The sequence below is a fragment of the Leptospira sarikeiensis genome, assembly GCF_004769615.1.
Taxonomy (GTDB): Bacteria; Spirochaetota; Leptospiria; order Leptospirales; family Leptospiraceae; genus Leptospira_B; species Leptospira_B sarikeiensis.
The window spans coordinates 13,672-33,779 of the sequence record NZ_RQGF01000043.1 but is presented as its reverse complement, the minus strand read 5'-3'; the positions used below and the strand labels follow the sequence as shown (position 1 = coordinate 33,779).

General features: G+C 41.2%; 23 protein-coding genes. 13 read left to right on the top strand and 10 right to left on the bottom strand.

The window, feature by feature from the left end:
- Window positions 1–11: 11 nt before the first annotated feature.
- The gene (locus EHQ64_RS19595) at window positions 12–1,826 is read right to left on the bottom strand and encodes a CoA-transferase (RefSeq protein WP_135651501.1); all 1,815 of its coding nucleotides are present in this window, start codon (window positions 1,824–1,826) and stop codon (window positions 12–14) included.
- A 329-nt stretch (window positions 1,827–2,155) separates the two neighbouring features.
- Between EHQ64_RS19595 and EHQ64_RS19590 the strand changes: the two genes are divergently transcribed.
- The 5 genes from EHQ64_RS19590 (at window position 2,156) to EHQ64_RS19570 (ending at window position 5,841) form a co-directional block, all read left to right on the top strand.
- Window positions 2,156–2,599 carry an acyl-CoA thioesterase gene (locus EHQ64_RS19590; RefSeq protein ID WP_135651500.1) on the top strand — a complete coding sequence of 148 codons (444 nt, stop codon included), beginning with the start codon at window positions 2,156–2,158 and terminating at the stop codon, window positions 2,597–2,599.
- Window positions 2,596–3,477: a four helix bundle protein gene (locus tag EHQ64_RS19585; protein ID WP_135651499.1), complete on the top strand. Its 882-nt coding sequence runs from the start codon at window positions 2,596–2,598 to the stop codon at window positions 3,475–3,477. Before EHQ64_RS19590 ends, EHQ64_RS19585 begins: the two co-directional genes overlap by 4 nt.
- Window positions 3,474–4,235: an SDR family NAD(P)-dependent oxidoreductase gene (locus EHQ64_RS19580; RefSeq protein WP_135651498.1), complete on the top strand. Its 762-nt coding sequence runs from the start codon at window positions 3,474–3,476 to the stop codon at window positions 4,233–4,235. The genes EHQ64_RS19585 and EHQ64_RS19580 overlap by 4 nt, the downstream gene beginning before the upstream one ends.
- A 153-nt stretch (window positions 4,236–4,388) precedes the next feature.
- Window positions 4,389–5,153: a PP2C family protein-serine/threonine phosphatase gene (locus EHQ64_RS19575; protein WP_135651497.1), complete on the top strand. Its 765-nt coding sequence runs from the start codon at window positions 4,389–4,391 to the stop codon at window positions 5,151–5,153.
- 112 nt (window positions 5,154–5,265) lie between these two features.
- Entirely contained in the window at window positions 5,266–5,841 is a 576-nt protein-coding gene (locus EHQ64_RS19570) for a Uma2 family endonuclease (RefSeq protein ID WP_135651496.1), read from the top strand.
- On the opposite strand, the gene EHQ64_RS19565 is transcribed toward EHQ64_RS19570, so the two are convergent.
- Together EHQ64_RS19565 and EHQ64_RS19560 are read right to left on the bottom strand one after the other, a co-directional pair.
- Window positions 5,838–6,380, bottom strand: a complete 543-nt coding sequence (locus EHQ64_RS19565) for a SiaB family protein kinase (RefSeq protein WP_135651495.1) — start codon at window positions 6,378–6,380, stop codon at window positions 5,838–5,840. The two genes, EHQ64_RS19570 and EHQ64_RS19565, sit on opposite strands and share 4 nt — an antisense overlap.
- 7 nt (window positions 6,381–6,387) lie before the next feature.
- Window positions 6,388–7,674, bottom strand: coding sequence for a beta-ketoacyl-[acyl-carrier-protein] synthase family protein (locus EHQ64_RS19560; RefSeq protein WP_135651494.1), 1,287 nt, complete (start codon window positions 7,672–7,674; stop codon window positions 6,388–6,390).
- A gap of 319 nt (window positions 7,675–7,993) precedes the next feature.
- Here EHQ64_RS19560 and EHQ64_RS19555 point away from each other — a divergent pair, with 319 nt between their 5' ends.
- Window positions 7,994–8,512, top strand: coding sequence for an OsmC family protein (locus EHQ64_RS19555; RefSeq protein ID WP_135651493.1), 519 nt, complete (start codon window positions 7,994–7,996; stop codon window positions 8,510–8,512).
- Here EHQ64_RS19555 and EHQ64_RS19550 read toward each other — a convergent pair.
- The 5 genes from EHQ64_RS19550 to EHQ64_RS20450 are packed head-to-tail and all read right to left on the bottom strand — an operon-like array spanning window position 8,502 to window position 11,703.
- Window positions 8,502–9,470, bottom strand: a complete 969-nt coding sequence (locus EHQ64_RS19550) for a lysylphosphatidylglycerol synthase transmembrane domain-containing protein (protein WP_135651492.1) — start codon at window positions 9,468–9,470, stop codon at window positions 8,502–8,504. The two genes, EHQ64_RS19555 and EHQ64_RS19550, sit on opposite strands and share 11 nt — an antisense overlap.
- 19 nt (window positions 9,471–9,489) lie before the next feature.
- A complete protein-coding gene (locus tag EHQ64_RS19545; protein WP_135651491.1) occupies window positions 9,490–9,840 on the bottom strand; it encodes a histidine triad nucleotide-binding protein in 351 nt (116 codons plus the stop codon).
- The gene (locus tag EHQ64_RS19540; protein ID WP_135651490.1) at window positions 9,837–10,742 is read right to left on the bottom strand and encodes an ROK family protein; all 906 of its coding nucleotides are present in this window, start codon (window positions 10,740–10,742) and stop codon (window positions 9,837–9,839) included. The genes EHQ64_RS19545 and EHQ64_RS19540 overlap by 4 nt, the downstream gene beginning before the upstream one ends.
- Entirely contained in the window at window positions 10,739–11,404 is a 666-nt protein-coding gene (locus tag EHQ64_RS19535; protein WP_135651489.1) for an ABC transporter ATP-binding protein, read from the bottom strand. Before EHQ64_RS19535 ends, EHQ64_RS19540 begins: the two co-directional genes overlap by 4 nt.
- Window positions 11,401–11,703, bottom strand: coding sequence for a hypothetical protein (locus EHQ64_RS20450; protein WP_246048853.1), 303 nt, complete (start codon window positions 11,701–11,703; stop codon window positions 11,401–11,403). Before EHQ64_RS20450 ends, EHQ64_RS19535 begins: the two co-directional genes overlap by 4 nt.
- A 292-nt stretch (window positions 11,704–11,995) precedes the next feature.
- Here EHQ64_RS20450 and EHQ64_RS19525 point away from each other — a divergent pair, with 292 nt between their 5' ends.
- From EHQ64_RS19525 to EHQ64_RS19510, 4 genes are all read left to right on the top strand, one after another.
- Window positions 11,996–13,558, top strand: a complete 1,563-nt coding sequence (locus tag EHQ64_RS19525) for a tetratricopeptide repeat protein (RefSeq protein WP_135651487.1) — start codon at window positions 11,996–11,998, stop codon at window positions 13,556–13,558.
- 32 nt (window positions 13,559–13,590) lie between these two features.
- Complete coding sequence (locus EHQ64_RS19520; RefSeq protein ID WP_342775383.1) at window positions 13,591–14,253, top strand: hypothetical protein; 663 nt, start codon at window positions 13,591–13,593, stop codon at window positions 14,251–14,253.
- 200 nt (window positions 14,254–14,453) lie between these two features.
- A complete protein-coding gene (locus EHQ64_RS19515) occupies window positions 14,454–15,812 on the top strand; it encodes a TolC family protein (RefSeq protein WP_246048863.1) in 1,359 nt (452 codons plus the stop codon).
- A gap of 2 nt (window positions 15,813–15,814) precedes the next feature.
- Window positions 15,815–16,996 carry an efflux RND transporter periplasmic adaptor subunit gene (locus EHQ64_RS19510; protein ID WP_135651485.1) on the top strand — a complete coding sequence of 394 codons (1,182 nt, stop codon included), beginning with the start codon at window positions 15,815–15,817 and terminating at the stop codon, window positions 16,994–16,996.
- A 4-nt stretch (window positions 16,997–17,000) separates the two neighbouring features.
- Here EHQ64_RS19510 and EHQ64_RS19505 read toward each other — a convergent pair whose 3' ends face one another.
- Together EHQ64_RS19505 and EHQ64_RS19500 are read right to left on the bottom strand one after the other, a co-directional pair.
- The gene (locus EHQ64_RS19505; protein ID WP_135651484.1) at window positions 17,001–17,387 is read right to left on the bottom strand and encodes a type II toxin-antitoxin system VapC family toxin; all 387 of its coding nucleotides are present in this window, start codon (window positions 17,385–17,387) and stop codon (window positions 17,001–17,003) included.
- The gene (locus tag EHQ64_RS19500; protein WP_135651483.1) at window positions 17,384–17,629 is read right to left on the bottom strand and encodes a type II toxin-antitoxin system Phd/YefM family antitoxin; all 246 of its coding nucleotides are present in this window, start codon (window positions 17,627–17,629) and stop codon (window positions 17,384–17,386) included. Before EHQ64_RS19500 ends, EHQ64_RS19505 begins: the two co-directional genes overlap by 4 nt.
- Window positions 17,630–17,780: 151 nt before the next feature.
- On the opposite strand from EHQ64_RS19500, the gene lexA reads away from it, so the two are divergent.
- From lexA to EHQ64_RS19485, 3 genes are read left to right on the top strand one after another with little or no spacing between them, the layout of a single operon-like run.
- Window positions 17,781–18,389, top strand: a complete 609-nt coding sequence (lexA, locus tag EHQ64_RS19495; protein WP_135651482.1) for a transcriptional repressor LexA — start codon at window positions 17,781–17,783, stop codon at window positions 18,387–18,389.
- Window positions 18,390–18,448: 59 nt separating this feature from the next.
- Window positions 18,449–18,751: an LA_1448 family UV-C exposure upregulated protein gene (locus tag EHQ64_RS19490; RefSeq protein ID WP_135651481.1), complete on the top strand. Its 303-nt coding sequence runs from the start codon at window positions 18,449–18,451 to the stop codon at window positions 18,749–18,751.
- Window positions 18,741–20,108 (top strand): S41 family peptidase, encoded by a 1,368-nt coding sequence (locus EHQ64_RS19485; RefSeq protein WP_135651480.1) that lies wholly within the window; start codon window positions 18,741–18,743, stop codon window positions 20,106–20,108. The genes EHQ64_RS19490 and EHQ64_RS19485 overlap by 11 nt, the downstream gene beginning before the upstream one ends.

Below are 20,108 nucleotides of genomic sequence, written 5' to 3'. Positions count from 1 at the left end.
CTTTATCATAGTTAAGGCAAACGAGTGTAGACCATAAATTGTTCTGTGTAAATTCTTTCCGGATCCAATTCTCTAAGAGCGGTCAATTCTTCGGAAGTGATCGGCGCTTCCTGCGAAATAGGCAGGTCCTCGTCCGGAGGAAGCCAGAATGTATATCTTAGGACCGCTTCTTCCGCTTCCATTTCATCGTCGGATGCAGGAGCGATCCAAGAGCTAAGCTCGAAAGGATGATCCGAAAAAGATTCTCTCTTGAATCTTCCGAATTGACAGACTGCTTCCACAACTCTGTCTCCCGGAGAAGTGATATGTTTTACTTTTCTAACAAAACGATAACGATTCGCTTTTGCGACTACGATCGTGTCCGCAGTGGAGACGATATCGTTTGCACCGCCGGATCCTACGAGGAAATTTCCTTTACCGTCTAACACCGAGTTGATGTTCCCGAACCAATCCACTTCCGCAGCGCCTATGACTCCTAAACAATCATCAGGAACTACTGTACCTAATATACTGACTATATCGGATAACATGGAGCAGGAATGAGTATGAAGTTGACTGAATAAGAATACGTCTCCTGCAAAAGGTTTCATTCCGTAAAAACCTAGTTCTGCGACGATCTTAATATGGATCCCTTCTTTTTCCAAAAGTTTCGCGGCTGTCCAGGCCGCCATATGAGCGGCACCTATTCCTGCGAGTATGGTCTTATAACCTTTCGTTTTTATTCTTTCAATGATCGCTCTTGCTGCAAGAATGATCATCTGCTCGGAGTCGTTTACAGTTTTAGGATTTTCAGGAGAATTGAGAGAATGTTCCGGAGGAGTCATTTTCAAACGTCTGAGCCTGACTTCTCCGATCATATCCAGATATTCCTCATGGCCTCCGGATAACATTACGTTTTCTTTATACCATTTCTCTGCCTTGGAAGGAATTCCAGCGGCCTTATTGGATTCCATTTGGAATTCGTAATCATCCAAATAGGAGTCTATTCCTTCGAATGCGGGAAGATCCGGAAAACCTTGTACTCTTAAAGATTGAGGATGAGCTCCGAATCTTGCAGGAGCAATTCCCAAAACTTTAGAACTAGGAATATGTACAAGTTCTGGAGGTATGGTTCCTCTCGGAACGATTTTTTCTACAGTAGCGATCACACCTTTTGTTGCGGCTAACGCTCCCCAGGCGGCTTCTCCTCCAGGTTGAGAAAGTACGATGTTTCCATCTTCGTCCGCAACCACTCCATGCACTAAAGTGATCTCAGGACAAAGAGGAAGAAGTACCACCATGTCCTTTTCTTTTGTGCCACGACTTTCAGATACTAGGTGAGGACTTGCTGCTTCTCCAAAAGCATTTCCTTCGGTAGGTTTATGATATAAGAAGGCAGTCTTACCTAATTTGTCCGTGATCAGGTCCGAGCCTACTAAAGAGTTTGAAACAAAACCTGGAAGTTTCATCGCTCCAGCCATTAATCTTTGCACTAAGGAAAGAAGTGACCAGAGTTCCAGTTCGAAAGGTTGCCCTCTCATTAAGTCCTTATACAAACCGTTTGGCCCAGGTTTCGGATAATTATCTCCCGCAAATCCGGTGATCATTTTTTTAACGATCCCAGAGAGAGCAAGACTGTGAGCGTTCGAGTGAATTCCTGCTACACTGATCGTGAATTTAGGATCTAGTCCTTCGAAAACTCTACAGAGAGAATAGATAAGAGCGTTTGGCCTGGACATAGTGGTGGCCAAATGTAAGTACATGCCGGGTTTAACGAATTCCCTTACCAGGGAGTCCGGATCGGAGAGGATCTTTATCGACTCTGGATGTTTAAATTCTTGCGGCATTCGTTTATTTTGCAAAAAGACCCGGACAAATAGGCCCTTTTACCAAAGGTCTAATTTTTGACGGAAAAAAGGCCGGATTCATACGAAATCTCAAGGAAAATACTGCCAATAGAGGTTTTAATCCCCGTACTTTTTTCTCATAAACTAACATCGTATCATACGGTTTAGTTTTCTAAATCGGAAGGATTAGATCCCATTTTTTTCGACCAGACTCGAGTATAAAAAATTTCCAGTATACGCTAAATCTGGCCCGAGAAGCCGGAGCTTCGCTTTAAGATCAGATTTCTTGGTTCCGATACTAAGATAGAAACCCTCGATGTGAGAACCGGATGTCCGAAACCCAGATCCAAACCTCTTATCCATTCCAAATGGAACTGACAGTTCGTAGATCCGACACCAGAAGTGCGACCGTAGTAGGCGGATTATACGTTTCTCACCTAACATACGAAACTTTTATTCCATTAGTGAACGAGGTCTTTGACGCTTTTTTAGAATCATACTCATGGTCCAAAGCGGATATTTCCGGTGCGAATATCATCATCCCTAAAATGGAAGTGGAATACAGATCCGAAGCTAAGGCTGGAGACGTTTTAGAATTTTTTGCAGGTGCTTTTCAATTGGGAAAAAAGTCCTGTGAACTTCATATCAAAGCAGTTCAAAAAGTTTCGAAAGAAGAAGTTGGCTTCGCAAAAATCTCTCTGGTCTTCTACGATTACTTGTCCAAAAAAACTTTGGAGATCCCTTCCGGCTTTAGGGAAAAATTTAGCGTATGAGCTCCAAACCCCAAACATCTCAAACGGGTGAATTGGAATTTCCCTCCGAATATTTTTTTTCCACGGAGATCCCGATCCGTAAGATAGATCTGAGTTTAGACATTCATGTTTCTTTCGCGAGTGTTCTGGATCTTGTGATGGAAGCTCATCTTCAGTTTTTCCAATACCTAGGTTATTCCGTTACGGATATCCATGGGAATAGTATTATTTTTGCGAACGCTTCCATTCAATATCAGGGAGAATTATTATTTAAGGATAAGGTGATCATAGACGTATCCTTGAATAATCTGGGAGAGAAGTCATTCGATCTATATTTTAGGCTCTCTAAAAAGAATCGGACGGAAAAAGTATCCTTGGTCAAGATCAGAGTATTATTCTTTGATTATAAAGAAAGAAAAGTAGTTCCGATCCCTTCCGAATTCCGTAAAAAATTCGAAGGCGGAAAATTCGTAAAACAACCTAGTCCTGAGATCGGAAAAGGGTCCGAAAACATATTAGGGCCGGACGGATTCGTATTCGGTTTTCGTAAACTGGAAGTTTGGAATCTATCTCACGTATTTCTTCTTCATTTATATGAGCTTTGCGAAACTTGGAAAGACAAGGTGGAACCTAGCTTAATCGAACATATCAAATCCATTTCTTCTTTATTGCCCGTAAGGATCGCAGGGGCATGGGGAACAAGGATCCGCTCCGAAAAAGTAAAAAATATCCTAAGAGCGAAAGTTCATTTGGAAGAGCTTAGATATCTTTTGATCTTAGTTGCAGATCTGGGAGAAGTAGATCCTTCCCAAGAGTTGGATGACTTACAAACGATCAATTCTCATCTAAAAAAATACCTGAACAAAGTACGAACCGGAGAAACTAGAAAGATCAGATGAAAGATAAGATCGCGTTAGTTACCGGAGGAAATACCGGGATCGGAAAAGCAATCGTTCTTGAATTCGTTTCGAGAGGGGCGAAAGTAATCTTCTGTGGAAGAAGAGAAGACGAAGGAAAAAAAACGGAAGAAGAAGTCCTGAAACTAGGCGGAACAGCGAAATATTTTCCCTGTGACGTATCCAACGATTCTCAAGTAAAAGAATTCGTTCAGAAGGCAGAGTCCGAATTTGGAGGTTTGGACTTTGCGGTAAATAATGCGGCTGTAGGTGGGCTCTCCCAGGATCTGCACCAGTACCCAGAAAAAGTCTGGGACAAAGTGATCTCAGTGGATCTAAAGGGAACTTGGCTCTGTATGAAATACGAGATAGAACTCATGCTGAAGAAACAAGGTGGTTCTATCGTAAATATTTCTTCGATCGCAGGACTTGTGGGAGCAGATTGGAAAGTAGCTCCGTATTCTGCCGCCAAACATGGAGTGGTCGGGCTTACTAAATCCGCCGCTTTGGAATATTCAGAAAAAAAGATCAGAGTAAACGCTGTTTGTCCCGGATTCATCAGGACAGAAATGTTAGAAGGTTTATTTCACTCTTCTCCGGATCCAAAAGAGGCGGAAAAAAAGATCACAAGATTGCATCCAGTCAATCGACTCTCCGAACCTGAGGAAGTGGCGAAAGCGGCAGTTTGGTTATGTTCCAGCGAGGCTTCTTTCATTACAGGCGTGGCGCTTCCGGTAGATGGCGGATACACTGCAAAATAAAAATCACAGAATTTGTTTGGGAATCCATCAAAATTTCGTTATTTTCTCATATGAAGAGCGAATTCTTTTTTCTTGTAGGAATCTTCTGATGAGTCAAAGATACGTTATTCCGTTTCGAAAATTTTCGTAATCGGTTTTTCCGACCAAAAAAATATGAAACTTCGGTATTATGCCATCACAGACAAAGGGAATTTTAGATCTCATAATGAGGATTCCTTTCTAGCTCATGAAAATTTGGTCTGTGGACAAACCCATGGAGAGTCTGATACCGTACAAATTTTAGATACGGATGAGACGGCAGGGCTATTCGCACTCGCAGACGGATTGGGCGGACATGAGGCAGGGGAGATTGCAAGCAGAGTCGCTCTAGAAAAACTTTCTTGGATGGAGAAGGCGATCCGACCCATCGAGGAACTCCCTTCTTCCGGTTGGAAAAATCTTCTACGTAAAATTAATAATGAAGTAAATGCCTACGGAGAATCTATAGGGAAACCCAAGATGGGAACTACACTAGTCGGTTGTCTTTTAGGAAAAAGAAAATCTTGGATCTTTAATGTAGGAGATAGCAGGCTTTATCATCTCAATAAAAATGGTCTGAGCAAGGTTACTGTAGATCATAATATCGGGGAAGAGTTGGGTTCCAGTTATGGTCGAAATTTGCTCACAAGCTGTATCGGTGGCGGAACAAAAAGTATAGAAGTCGACACATTTGATTTTTCCGGAAAATTCTCTTCGGGAGATTTTCTTCTCATCTGCACGGATGGACTGACGGAAGTCCTGAATATAGATCAGATCGAAAAGATCATGAGAGAACACGAGGATCTGAGAGAGACTTGTAGGATACTTTCGGAAGAGGCAAATCTTAGACTAACTAAAGACAATCATACTATTTTAGTGATCCGGATTGACGAGATCTGAATTTATATTCTATTTTTATAATTTAAAACTCCGGAATGACTTTTCCGGTTTGGAATTTTCGTTCCGCTCTTTTTCTATTGATCCAAAAATTTTTCCACCTATAATCTTTTTTATGACTGCCCTGCTATCTGCACACCGATTTTCTCCTAATTTAGGAAAGGCGCTCACCCAAGAGGAATACAACAATCTTCCAGAAGACGGATTCAAGTACGAATTAATCGAAGGAGTATTGTGTTTGAGTCCAAGTGCTTTTTTTATTCATGGGGAAAATCAATCTATCTTTGTATATAAATTGAGAGAATACTTACGCAGAAATCCGATTGCAAGAATGACAATGGAAACCGATAGTTTTTTCCCAGATCCTAAATATGTGCTAAGACCTGATATCAGCGTGATCCTGAACGAAAATAAAAATTCTATCCAAGATCATATTCGTGGAGTTCCAGATTTGGTATGTGAAGTTTTAAGTGAATCTACTCGAAGTTTAGATTTAGGTAAAAAAGCGGATCGGTATCTTGCCTGCGGTGTAAAAGAATATTGGATTATAGATCCGAATCACCAAATGATACAGGTGTGGAAAAACCAAAACAATCAGATTTGGAAAAAAGAATCCGGAAGAATAATCATTAGCGATGTACTTCCTGGATTCTACGTTGAATCTTCCGAATTTTTATACGAAAGAGTTTAGAGACCGGTGGAGTAGGCGCCTTCCAATAGGAATCTTGCGGTAAGTCTAAAGAAAATCTCTTCCGAATCTCCAGACTCTTCAAATTGATAGACTAAAGGCATATCCGATTTTCTTGCGATCTCGTAAAATCCTAAACCGGCTCCCTTGCTTTTTTCAGGTCTGTCGGATCGGATCTGTTCATTATACTTTTGTTTGAGTTCTTCTTGGGAATATTGTTTGGTTTCTTCTAAACGTTTTGTTAAAAAATCAGCCTGTTCTCTGGTGATCGCATTTCCGCAATTCAGTTCCCAGTTATGGGCCTTTCTTCTTAAAACTAAAATTCCGATCCCACTTTTCTCGTCCCTTTCTATGGAATAATGAGCTACGTTTTGTGCCATTTCCACAAAGACAGTCAGGATCCGATTTTTCTTTTTCTCTCCTTCTAATTTCTCTTTCAGAAGATCGTTCAAAGAAGAAATCGTAGTTTCTGAAAAAGGTCCTTTATATAAAAGAGCGACTCCGGTCCTTTTTAAGACATTATATTGTTTTGATAACTGCATATATTCCTCAAAATTCGGGTGCTGCTAAACTGACAAAAGAAGATTGGCTTCCGATCGCGAACGCCATAGAGATTGCGTTTCGTACCTTTGTTTTCCTCGCTCCTTCTGCAACATGATCATGGTCGCATTCAGGATCCGGTTCTTCCAAATTGATCGTAGGACAAAGAGTTTGATTTTTTAGCATGAGAGAGGTTGCCGCAACATTAATAATCCCGGCTGCTCCGAAAGTATGACCGAAGATCGGTTTGATGGAACCTACGGGCGCCCAATGAAATTTGGGTTTCTCATCATAAAGCTGACTGATCGCTCTACTTTCCGCTAAATCGTTATTATGTGTTGCGGTTCCATGTCCGCAGAAATAATCTATATCACCTAAACGTAATCCACTGATCTTGAGAAGATGGCGTAGTCCGTTAGTGGCTTTTTTTCCGGTCATGTCCATTCTCATCGCATGATCCGCTTCGTTATAACTATATGTTCCTAAAACTTCGGAGTAGATCCTTGCTCCTCTTTGTATGGCCCTATCTAATCTTTCCATTACCAAAACGACCGCGCCTTCTCCTAACAAAAATCCATCTCGATTCTTATCATAAGGACGAATTCCTTTTTTAGGATTATCCTTCTCGGTAGACATTACTCTACTCAAAGGATCTGAATACATCATCATCAAAGGTTTGAGCAATGGAAATTCATGGCCTCCTGCATACATTACTTCTGCTCTACCTTTTCGGATCGCTTGGTAACATAAGCTGATCGCGTGATGTCCTCCGACACATGCCGCAGAAACTGTAGTTACAAAACCTTGTATATTCGCGTTGATCGCTGTCAGGTTTGTAGGATTGGAAGCCATGGAAGTAAGAACAGAATATCGATCGAAAACATTATGATCTTTTTCTTCTAAATATTTTCTCCAGGCAAAATCCCACCAAGCCATCGAGGCTCTAGAGGAAGAATCTATGAAGCCGACCCTACTAGGAGCGATTTCTCCTTTTTTAATTCCTGCGTCCTTATTTGCCTCTTCCATAGCAGCCATCAATGCAAGAGTTTCCGTATTATAATTTTTTGAATATTTATCACTCAGATCCGGAAGATGTTTTTTCCAGTCGAAAGTATTCATTTCTCCCGCGACTTTAATCGGGAAGTCTTCCGTTGGAAAACGAGTGATAAAGTCTAGTTGAGATTTCCCTTCGGAAAGATTTGTCCAGAAGTCCTGAACACTGAAAGTATTCGGAAGAATGACTCCGATTCCTGTGATAACTACTCGAGAGTTTTTTCCGTTTTTAGATTTATCCATAGAATTAGAGGGTTTAGAAATTACCTAGGAGGATTGGATTTGGAAATAAAAAAATCATTCCAAAACGTATCCGACGCAAAAAACGGCGAAAAATCTCATAAAACCGGAAATAGGCGAAAGAATTTTAGATTTTAGCGGAATATGATCAGATTTCGGTTTAGTAAGTTTGTGTTATATCAGGTTTTGTTTCTGAAATCGATCCGGGGGGAATTGTATAGGATCATTCTTAAATTTCTCCGAATATATCCAAGATTTGATTGTTGTATCGATATCGGTCTCTGAATTTTTTTGGGCCGAGAAAATTAGATAGAGCCGGTGTATGAATTCAGAGGAATTAAAAAAAATACAAACTCCTTTAAAAGATAAATATCGTGAAAATCCTGATGCAGCAATTTTCACATTAAGAGCGAAAGGAAAATTAGGTGAGGGTATTTCCTGTAACGTAGAAACAGGTAGGGCATTGGCGAGTGCCGGACTTCATCCTGCTACAGGAGGAGACGGAATGCAGCTTTGCTCAGGCGATTTACTATTAGAAGCTTTAGTCGCTTGTGCAGGAGTGACTTTGAGCGCAGTGGCAACTTCTCTCGGAATACAGATCCAAGAAGGAATTGTGAATGCGGAAGGAGATTTGGATTTTAGAGGGACCTTAGGAGTGTCGAAAGAATCGCCTGTAGGGTTTTCTGATATTCGTTTATCTTTCGATTTGGTTTCAAATGCGGATCAAGAAAAAATCCAGACATTACTAAAACTTACTGAAAGATATTGCGTAGTCTATCAAACGATATCTTCAGGAACTAAAGTGAATGCAAAGATAGAAAATAAAGTTTTCAGTTCTTAAGAGATAGGCCGGATCCCTGTTTCTCTTTTCCGGTAAAAGACCAGTAAATATAAAGGATCGCGGTTAATATTCCTAAAGCTACCATTTGCCCTAAATGTACAGTGGTAGCATACACTAGGCCTTCCGAACTTTCTCTTCCTAAGAGAACGAATCCTGAAGTGATGGAAGCGTGATATACTCCAGCCCCGGAAGGAGCGGAAGGGACCATTACTCCGACAGCACCGCAGAACATAATGAATACAGTCTCTAATGGACTTAAATGGATCCCTACTAAATATTGTAATAAGGTATAATGGATCGCATAACCGAAAAGCCAAGTAGCTGCAGTTAATAATCCGTAACTAGATACATTACGAAATGTTAAAAAACTTCCGAGTTCGAAAACCTGTGGCGCAAGTTTTTCGGAGAAAAATTCCTTTTTTCCGATCTTGGAAAATAGGAATTCCCCCAAAGAGATCAATTGTTTATGAAAGAAGCGAACGATCGCGAGTGCAGAGAATATTCCTAGGATACCGAGCAATGGGAAAAGGATTTTAGTTTCGGACTGATTCACGCCTAGAATGAAAAGTGCTCCTAGCCCCGCACAAAAGATGAAGGAGAAGTCCAAGACCTTTTCCAAAAAGATCCCACTTACCAAACTTCCGTATCCGATATCTTCTCCTTTTTTACAGAGATACAATCTAAATAGATCCCCACCTCTAGCAGGAAGGAATTGATTTGCTCCTACTCCAATATATGCGGAAAGAAGTGCGGTTCTAAACGGTACTTTTTTATTTAATAATAAATACCATCTCCATGAGAATAGTAGCAAACCCCAGAGTATTGCGATAAAGAACGGAATTAGGAAGATCGGTTTCCATCTTTCTTGGATGGAACTAAAGCCTGAAAGATCCAGATTCCAGAATAGGAAACCTAAGGATACCGCACTGATCAAAAAACCGAATAATAATTTTTTCAAAATCGATCTCCGCGCTCTATCAACCCGGAGGCCATTTCATTTGTCTTCCACCCAAAATATGGAAATGAAGATGAAAGACCGTTTGTCCGCCTAACACTCCCATATTATTTACCACTCGGAAACCGTCTTTGTTTAACCCCAAGGATTTTGCGATTTCGGAAGCTCTATGTAAAATTTCGCCGAGGAGGGCTTTGTCCTCGGGACCTGTTTTATCCAGGTCTACGATATGTTTTTTGGGAATTACTAGAACATGCGTAGGCGCTTGAGGAGCAATATCATGAAAAGCTAATAGGTTTTCATCCTCGAATTCTATTCTGGCAGGTATTTCTTTGTTGATGATCTTACAAAATATACAATTCGGATCTGTCATGATTTATTGTCCAAACACAAACTTGCTGCTCCTAGAGCACCTGTTACGGATTCTCCAGGAAGTATTTTAACGTATTCTTTGAATATGGGAAATATGATTTCTTTCACCCTGTTTTCAAGTCGTTTTCCGAAAAAGGAATAGGACTTAGCGATCCCTCCGGAAAGAACTATATGTTTCGGATTGAGTAGATGGATCAGATTACGGATCAATTGTGCTAGTGCTTCGATCCCTTCTTCCAGAATTTCGTTGGCTTCTTTATGATCTTGTGTGGTTAGATCGAATAATGTTTGGATATCCGGAAGAGTGGATCCTGTCTTTTCTAAAAATCTAGAAGAAAATCCACTCGCACTAAAATAAGCCTCTGCGCATCCTTTTTGTCCGCAACCACAGAGTGCTCCATTAGGATGGATGGTAGTATGTCCTACTTCCATAGAATTTCCTAAATAACCGTCGAAAAGTTTTCCTTCTAAGACCCAGCCTCCGCCGAGTCCTGTTCCCAAAGTGAGAACGATCAGGTTCGGAGAATTTTTCCCTTCTCCAAACCAATATTCTCCGATCGCAGCGCAGTTCGCGTCGTTATCATAGAATACGGGGACACCGAACTTCTCCTTTAAAAAACCGACTAACTGAACATTCTTTAGCAAAGGAAGATTTGCAGAAGATACTAATATTCCGTTTTCTTTATCTATCGGTCCGGGACTTCCAAGTCCTATCCCTGAGATCGGATTTTCTGATTTCGAAACTAGTTCGGAGATTTGATTTTCCAATAAGGACAAAAAAAGTTTCGAATCCATTCCCGGTCCGGTCTTACGATCGGATTGAAAAAAGATTTTTCCGGTTTCGTTTGTTAGGCAGGCTTTAATACTTTGAGCGCCTATATCAACGCCGATGATAGATCTCATTTTACGACTCTGGTAAAACTTCCTTCTCTCATTTCGTAAATCGTTTTTGCGTCGAAAGCTAAATTCATATCATGAGTCACGAGTAGGATTGTAAGACCTCTGGAATTGAAGTCAGAGAGAAGTTTACGAACAAGCTCGCTGTTTTCAGGATCCAAATCTCCCGAAGGCTCGTCCGCTAATAAAATTTCAGGCTCGTTGATGAGCGCCCTTGCGATCGCAGTCATCTGGATCTGTCCACCGGAAAGGCTGGTCGGAAGTTGGTTCCGGATAGGATGTAAGTTCAAACTGGAAATCAGATATTCACATTTTTCTCTGTATTCCTGCTCTTCGAATTTTCCTACGAGAAGTGCCGGAAGTAGAATATTCTCTTCTACACTTAAATGAGATACTAGTTCTGAAAATTGAAAGATGAGCCCGATATTTCTCGCTCTAAATTTTGCGAGTTCACCTTTGCTCATGGAAGAAAGTCTGAGAGTGTCGAAGTAAATTTCTCCGGAGCTACTGGATAACATTCCGGTGATCATGGAAAGGAGTGTGGTTTTACCCGAACCGGAAGGTCCTACAATCGCGACATAGTCGGATTGATTAATATCGAACGAGATCCCATTTACCGCCTTGGTAGAACCGTACTGTCTGGAGAGATTATTAATCCGAAGGATCATTTTCCCCTCCTAATAGATTGATACGGATCTACTAAAGTGTGAAGATATGCTACAAATGCCCCGGTTGCCCCGGTGAGAATAATTTCTGCCGCCAAACTGCCGATATAGTCGAGGGGAGAAACCAATTCGGACTTTCCGAAAGGGATAAAAACGCTCAAAATCAGTGCTGCAAGGAAGCCGATCCCGTGAATGATCCACAATTCCATGGTTTGCAGGAACACGACTCCCTTTCGATTGCCACCTACCGCCATCATTATACCGTTATCCCCGGAACGAGTCGTGACCCGGACAATGCTCATAAAAATGAAAGCCAGGCCACAAAGAGATAAAAGCAGATACGGAGAATTCAAGAACAGATCGATACTAGAAAGGTTGGTGGGTATTTTTTCCGTACGAAAGGAGAAAAATCCGAATAAAAATCCGTAAGCGAAAAATGTCGAGAATACGACATGCAAAACGCTGGTGGTCCAATCCCGAACGAAGAGGGAAAATGCAAACCTCAGGTAAGTGATTCTTCCCATCGGGAGCAGGATATTGAAAACGTTTGATTTTATCCAACATTTATTTAGTTAATAGCAGAAATTCCGAAAAATGATCTTTGTAGTTCTCGTTGCAGCTGGAATCATCCTGATCGTCGCGGCAGGTTCCTTTCTCATTCAGTCCAAGAAGGACTCTTTTGAGAAAGCACTCGCTCTTGCGGCCATGGGAAACTATGTGGATTCCAGGATCTTGATCCGTGATATACTGGATTCAAATCCTTCTAACGCGAAAGCTCATTTCATCATGGCAAAAATTTACGCCATGGAAGGCGATTATACAAACGAAGCCAAACATTTAGATAAGGTAAAAAAGATCGGGACCTTCGATAAGGAAATTTCCGAAGTTGCAGTTTCAAATAGGATCGCAGATATTTTTTACCAACAGGACCTATACGAAGAGGCGGTCTTTCACTATTCAGATACACTTTCAGTAGACCCGGATAATTTAGAAGCTTGTATCCGGATCGGATTTATGGCGATCGGACAAAAAGAATTCGGGATCGCAGACAAATTCCTTTCAAGAGTTCCGGATGAAAAACTGAAAATGCCTGCACTTCTGATCGGCAAGGGAGTTGTTTCAGCGATCCTTAGAAAAGGGGACCCTAGAACATATTTCCAAAGAGCATTTGAAGAAGATCCAACATCTTCCGTCGCAGGTTTTTTGTATGCGGTAGCACTTTCCAGAGCAGGAGAGCATGACGAGTCCATCAGAGTCGCAAACTCTGTAGTAGATGTTGTGACGGACGAATATGTGAGATACACATTGTTCCAGTTTATCATGTTGGAATTCATACTAAAAGAAAATTGGAATGAAGCATTAAAACATTCCAGATTATGCATGGAGACCGCGAGGAACAATGGATGGAAACAGGAAATGATAGATTCCGATTTTCATTTCTCGCTCATCGCGGTCAAGATGGGAAGATTAGAAGACGCAAGCGAATATCTGATCGAAGCCGAATCCGAAAGAGTGGACGACGATCGCATCATAGAACTTGCGAATTATAAATATCAGGTCGAGACCAAACGATTAGAACTTGGAAAGGTTTCTAAAAACGGATTTAGTCCGGATCAGGAAATCGGAAAATTATTCGCAGAGCTGTTTCCTGTAGAACGTTATTATGAGATCTCGGGTTTAAAATCCTCTAAGTCTTTCCATATTAAAGGGATCATAGACGAAGAAGGAAATAAGATCATAGTAGACGTTAATAAGATCGGGATCAGCGCTATGGATCATTACCGATCACTTAAGGGAGTCGATTTTAAGAACCTTTGTGTCAAAGTGGTCCTTGCCCTGAATTATACTGTTAGTAGAGAGATCCCGAACAAAGAAGGAGACGGGGTCAATTTCCAAGGATTGAATAAAACCGACAAAGAAACCAGAGCATTATTCAAATTTAGAAAATGGAAAGACGCTAAAATATCGGACATTTTCTTGAGGGACACTTTGAGCCAAGTCAAAGACCTCGGACTCGATAAGGCATTTATCGTAGGTGATGCAGAGTTCACGGAAGGAGCTCGAAGGTTTTTGGCGGATAACCCATCCAGGCTCTCGGTATTATACGGCAGGGATTTAGAAGAATTGTTAAAAAAGGCACTGAAGTCCCAAGGATAAGGGAACTTAAACTTTCTAAAGAGGTCTTACCAATGTTCCATCTATCTTCGTTCGGACTTGTTTTGCCTTTTAAATTCGGTTCCCAATCTATTTCTTTTAGTTCCGGTTCTCGATCGGCTCTGTCCTATCTTTTTAGATTCGTTTTTTTTAGTTTTTTTCTATTACAGTTTCATTGCATAAGTTTTGGAGAAAATCTGATTTCTACTAAAAGAAATCCGGAACTTCCTCCCGAGATCAGACAGGGCAAAGTTTTTTTAGCGGGGCATATTGGAGATCATACAAAAGACACGGAAGAAATTCTTAAGATCCTAAAACGACTGATCGATGGAACAGTTGCTAAGGATTTGAATTTTTTACCGGATCTGGTTTCCAAGAAAGAAGGGATTTATCTGGATCTGAAAGGAAATTGGACCAAAGAGCAACTGATCTCAGAACTTTCTTCGACAGAGAATTATTTTCGGACCTATTTTTTCGATCGAGAGCTTCTCGCAAAACAAAAGGGCTCAAATGAGGTAAGGACCGTCCGAGATCTGTTCCTTTCTTCCGGAGGAGTGGAAGCCGATTTTTATTACGAGAGTAAAATCGCCTGCGAACTCAAACTTAGGTTCAGAGAAAATCCCAAATTGGAAAAAGAACTCATCAATCCGTATTTCATAAAGCAGGACGGGAAATGGTACTTATTCAGGCTTTTCTAAACTTCAGATTAAGCCTTCTAAAAAAGCAAACGGACTTGCTCTACCAGGGCTTGGTATTGAAATAGTCATAAGGAAAGAGGATGCGGGAATTCCAATTGTTAACCGAACAAGATCTACTCGATAGAACTTCCTATCAAAAGACTAGAAGTTGGATCCTTCTTTTTATTTTTGCCGCTTCCTCATTCTTATTCCCTTTTGGGATGGTCGTTTTTCCGGAAACAATCCCTTTCGAATCAGGTTCGGAAGAGAAAAAAGGAAATCTCCAAAATTCAAGTTCTAATAAACCGAATCCTAGTGTGCCTCCGGTAACTACTACAGCTTCTTCTACGAATACACAAGCTGCAGGAAAGGTGATCGATTGGGATGTGGATCGGCTGACCGAATATGCGGTCTCGAACAACCCTCTCTATTTATCCGAAAGGCAGAATATGGGGATCGAAAGAGGAAGGGTGATTACCGCTTCCTTATATAGAAATCCTGTGATGCAATTCCAACAGCAGTTCATCGGAGGAACCCCGAATTCCCAAGGGGGAAGCCCGGAAACAGCGCCTGGACTTTACCAAGAAGTGGATGTGTACGGAGTAGTTCCTCTTCGGACCAGAGTTGCAAAAAAATCATTCGAAGCTTCTATCCAAGACTTCCGAAATTTCGATCGGATCTTTAGGATGAGACTTCGCCAAAATTATTGGGCATTCGTATTTTTAACTCTTTTAGTAGATACCAATAAGGAATTCTACGAAAACTATAGCGATCTTTTGGAGCTCACAAAGTTCAGAGTGCAGAAGGGAGATATTTCTCCTTTGGAATTCGAACGTTTGGAGTTGGAAAGGATCCAGGTCGAAAAATTTTATCGTGACGCGATTGTTCGAAGACAGTCGATCGAAAAAGACCTTCGAATTCTTTCCGGGCTTTCGGAAGAAGAAGGTGTATTCGCATTTAAAGTAGACTCCATGAGATTCAGGCCCTTGGACGAAATGGGCCTCCACCTAAAAGAGGACTTTCCTTCTATAGAGCGCCCGGACGTTACCGCCTTGGAACAAAGACTCCAAGAAAAGAAGATGAATATCGAACTGCAAAGAAGGGAGTCCTTCGGCTGGCTACAGTTAGGCGGAGAGTGGAGAGTCAAAGGTGGGGAAAATTACGGAGGAGTATTCGCATCCATTCCTATCCCTATGAATGATAGAGGACAAGGAAAAGTATATTCTGCAAAAGAAGAATACAGAAAATTCGAATTGGCCTTGGATGCGAAAAAACGCGAAGTGATCGCGGAAATAGAAGCGGCTAAAAAGGAATTATTAGCTCGGGAAGAACTTTTGACCAAATACGAAAGGATCAATCTTCTTCAAAAGAACAAACAGTTAGAAGAAAAATCCAGGATCGCATATGTCCGTGGCGCCTCCGATCAAGTTACCTTCCTTCAAGCAGAAAAAAATTACCTCACCATCCTCCGAGAATACTACGATCTACTCTATCTATATTTTAACGCTGTAGAAGCGTATAAAGCCGCGACAGGTAAAATTGCGGAAATTTCCTCCAGTGATAAGGCGAAGGGAGAATGATCATGAAAGCATTATTCCAAAAATATAAAGTATTAATCGTTTTGGCATTGGGGATCACGATCGCCTTTTTCGGTTATAAATATTTGTCCAAGAAAAAACCCGAAAAAAAACAGGTCGAAGAGAATCGAAACGTCTTCACTGTTCCGGAAGATGTTTTAAGAAGACATCCTCTCACTTACGTCGGTTTAAAAGAAGTCTCTCAATTCGAAGAACTTGCCTTGCCTGGTAGGATTACCTACGATCCGGAAAGTATGGCAAAGGTAGGATCCCAGGTAGAAGCAAGGATCAAAAAGGTTTTGGTAAAAGAAGGGGACAAGGTAAGCCAAGGATCTCCTCTCGCGATCCTTTCTTCCATACAATTGGGAGAAGTGGAAGCCGCTTATGTGAAAGCAAGGGCCTCCTTGGACGCATTAAAGATGCAAGCGGACCGTGCTAAGGAACTTTTCGAAATGAAAGTTACTTCTGCAAAAGAATACGAGTTCGCGACCATGCAATATAAAACCGCAAGAACGGAAGTTGAAACCACTCGGATCAAATTGGACAATTACGGTCTTACACCTTCCGAGATAGAAGGGATCGAAAGAGGGATTTACGTTTCTTCTAATTTAATTTTAAGAAGTCCGATCAACGGAGAAGTTACCGAAAGAAAGGCAATCTTGGGCCAACAAGTAACTCGAAATGAGGAATTATTCACTATCGCGAATTTAAGTCATCTTTGGGTGTTATTAGATGTATACGAAAAAGATCTCGCCGGAGTGAGAGAGGGTGCTCAAGCAACCATCTTTCCTTTAGGAGACGAGCATAGTGATATACAGATCCAAGGAAAAGTCGGTTATGTAGGAACCGTTTTGGATAATATTAAACGTACCGCAAAACTTCGGATCATGGTTTCCAACAAGGGAAATAAATTGAAACCGGGTCAAACAGTGACCGCCAAGGTTGCAGGTCTTGTAGTCAGTTCCGGTGGAGGAAAACGTAAAATGGTCCCTCTAGAAGCTGTCCACGAGATAGAAGGAAAGTCTTTTGTATTTGTTCCTCGCGGAGAAGGGAATTTCGAAGCGATTAATGTTGTGGTGGGAGATACCATCGAAGACGATGTCATTATACTCGGAGGACTTCCTGACGGATCGGAAGTTGTCTCCAAAGGTTCATTCGTTCTAAAGAGCGAGTATCTAAAGTTTTAGTAATTTATAATATACGGACAGGGTATTTTTTCAATACCTCGTCCGCAGTAGCGAATTCCCAACCGTTCACCATGGCGTGAGATAGAAGCAATCGATCGAATGGATCCCTATGCAAATTAGGGAGTTTACTTAAGAAGAAGATCGCTTCGTCTTGTAGATCCGCTTTGTCTAAGCCGGATTGGATACAAGCTTTGACAAAAAAGTTTTCAGGCGCGTCATGCAAGGGCAATTTCCCCAGATCATATTTGATCTGTATCTCCCAGATGGATACTTGATGGAATAGGAAGCGTGTATCTTCTTCTTTAGAGACTTCTTTTACTTTTTCGGGAAGTTTGGGATCGTTCAGTAAAAACCAAAGTATGATTTGGGTATCTAATAAGATAACTCTCAAACCTGATCTCCGTAATAATCGGATTCGAATTCGGATAAGGGAGAATTAAAATCATCAGGCACTGAAAACTTTCCGGTTAAAATTCCGGGCTTTAAACGTCTGATCCGGATCGTTTCGAAAATAGGTTTTAGTTCTGCCACAGGGCGATTTCTTTCTAAGATAACGATCTGTTCCCCTGCGCTTGCTGCTTTCAGGTACTTCCCTAAATGGGCTTTCGCTTTGCTTAGATTTACTTTCTTCATATAAGTAGTAGTCTACTATTAGTCTAATTTTAGACTAATAGTTAAGGAATGTCTATATAAAAAATCTCTTGGTCTTGGATCGGTTTTTTATTTTTTACCTCCTCCCAAAAAAGTACTTGCAAAACATTTATTCACTAATAACTTGTTAAGCATGAAGGACTTAACGGAAAAGCAGCTCGCAGTTTTACAATTTATTACCAGTGTAATCAAAGAAAGAGGCTTTCCTCCTACAATCCGAGAGATCGGAGATGAGTTTGGGATCACAGCAAAAGGCGCTTACGATCATCTCAAAGCGATCGAAAAGAAAGGATACCTCAAGACTTCCAAAAATCAATCCCGCGCAATCGAGCTTACCCGTCAGAGTCCTTTCGAAAGTCTACCTGTTCCTACTCCAAGCATTCCTCTCTTAGGGCGAGTGGCCGCTGGTCTACCGATCCTCGCAGAAGAGAACATTGAAGCTTATATTCCTGTTCCGGAAGAAATGGCATCCAAAGGGATCACCTTTGCTTTAAAAGTGCAGGGAGATTCGATGATCGAGGCTGGGATCAATGATGGGGATGTTGCTATCATACAAAAAAAAGACATCGCTCGTAATGGGGAGATCGTAGTTGCCCTGATCGAAGACGAGGCTACATTAAAAGTATATTTTAAAGAGGCGGATCATATCCGTTTGGAAGCTCGTAATCCAAAATACAAACCGATCCGTAGTAAAAAAGTCGTCATCGTAGGAAAACTCATCGGACTCTATCGTTCGTATTGATCCGATTTCCGGATTTCCTAGTTGACACTTGGTCCCGATCAAGGAAAGATTTTGAAAGAGTGAACAATCTTTCCTTTTTCCGCATTTCTGCGGCATTATTCCTTTTACTTCTCTTATTCAATTGTGCCTCTCGAAAAAAAGAGATCGGTGATCGCGACTTAAAACTTGTATTAGAATATCTAACCGAAGCCAGGCTTGCGGAAAGATTAAATTACACTTCCGAACAAACGATCCGAACAGATCCAGAAATTTTAGAAGCTGCCTGCGAAAGATATCAACTAGATAAGGATTCTGTAATAGAACAGATCCGGATCAAATACCCTAAAACATATTTTGCATTGGTCGGTAAAAATGAAAAATAAAGAAAGATTCGCCTGGGCAGGAACGGTTCTTGTCCTTTTTACCTTAATAGTATTCCGTCCGGTCCAAGCAAAAGCGGTTTCTGAGACTGCTGAAAAATATCTGCAATTATTCCATGAAGTTTTCGGACTTATGCAAAACGGTTATGTCGAAACCGTGGATGAAGAAAAAGTTTTCCTCGGAGCGATCAAAGGAATGCTCGGTTCTCTCGGTGATCCTCATTCTACTTTTTTAGAAGAAGAAGAATATAGGCAAATGAGAGAAGAGACCAGAGGGTCTTTCGGTGGAGTGGGGATGGAAGTCGCGTACACCGACGGCGCGATCGTAGTAGTTTCTCCTATCGAAGATACTCCTGCGATGAAAGCAGGGATCTTACCTCAGGATCGGATCATAGAGATCGACGGAAAAAGTACTGCAAACTTAGGATACTCGGAAGGCATCAAATTGATGCGAGGGAAACCTGGAAGTTCCGTAAGTATCAAAGTGGAAAGAAAGAACGTAAAAGAGCCTCTTCAATTCACTCTTGTTCGTGAAAATATCAAGATCCGATATGTTCGCTCCTATTTCTTTGAAAAAGAAAAAGTGGGCTATCTCCGTTTGAACCAATTCATGGGAGAGAATACATTAGAAGAGTTTAAAAAACATCTCAAATCTTTGTCGGATAAAAAAGCGGAAGGACTGGTCGTAGATCTAAGGATGAATCCTGGTGGATTATTGCCTTTAGCAGTTTCTCTTTCCGATATTTTTCTTCCGGAAGGATTGGATATAGTTTCCGTTCGAGGAAGAGGCGGAGAACTCGCAGACGTTTCCAAATCCACGAATCGTGGAGAAAAGTATGCGACCATTCCTCTGGTTGTTTTGATCAATGAAGGTTCCGCATCCGCTTCCGAAATTTTTGCAGGCGCGATCCAAGACCATAAAAGAGGAAAGATCGTAGGAACTACTTCGTTTGGAAAAGGTTCTGTTCAGATCGTTTATCCTCTTTCTTTCGGAATGGCAGTAAAACTTACGGTACAGAAATATTATACACCTTCCGGAAAATCCTTACACGGAAAAGGGATCCAGCCTGACGTTGCGGTTAAGGCGATCGAGCCGAATGAAGACGATCGTTTTTATCTCAGAAAAATGACCGAGAAAAAACTTTTGGACCAATTGGTTGCAAAGTATCCGGACTATAATGAGCAGAATTTTAATAATTTCGAAAAAGCTCTGAAAGAACAAGGGGTCAAACTTAGTTCAGATGTCGCTCGAGCAGTTTATAAGAATAAAACCCAATCTGAAAAAGAAAGAAGTATGACGGATATGGAGTTGGATCCTCAGTTGAAAAAAGCAGTGGACCTTCTTTCTTCCAAATCATAA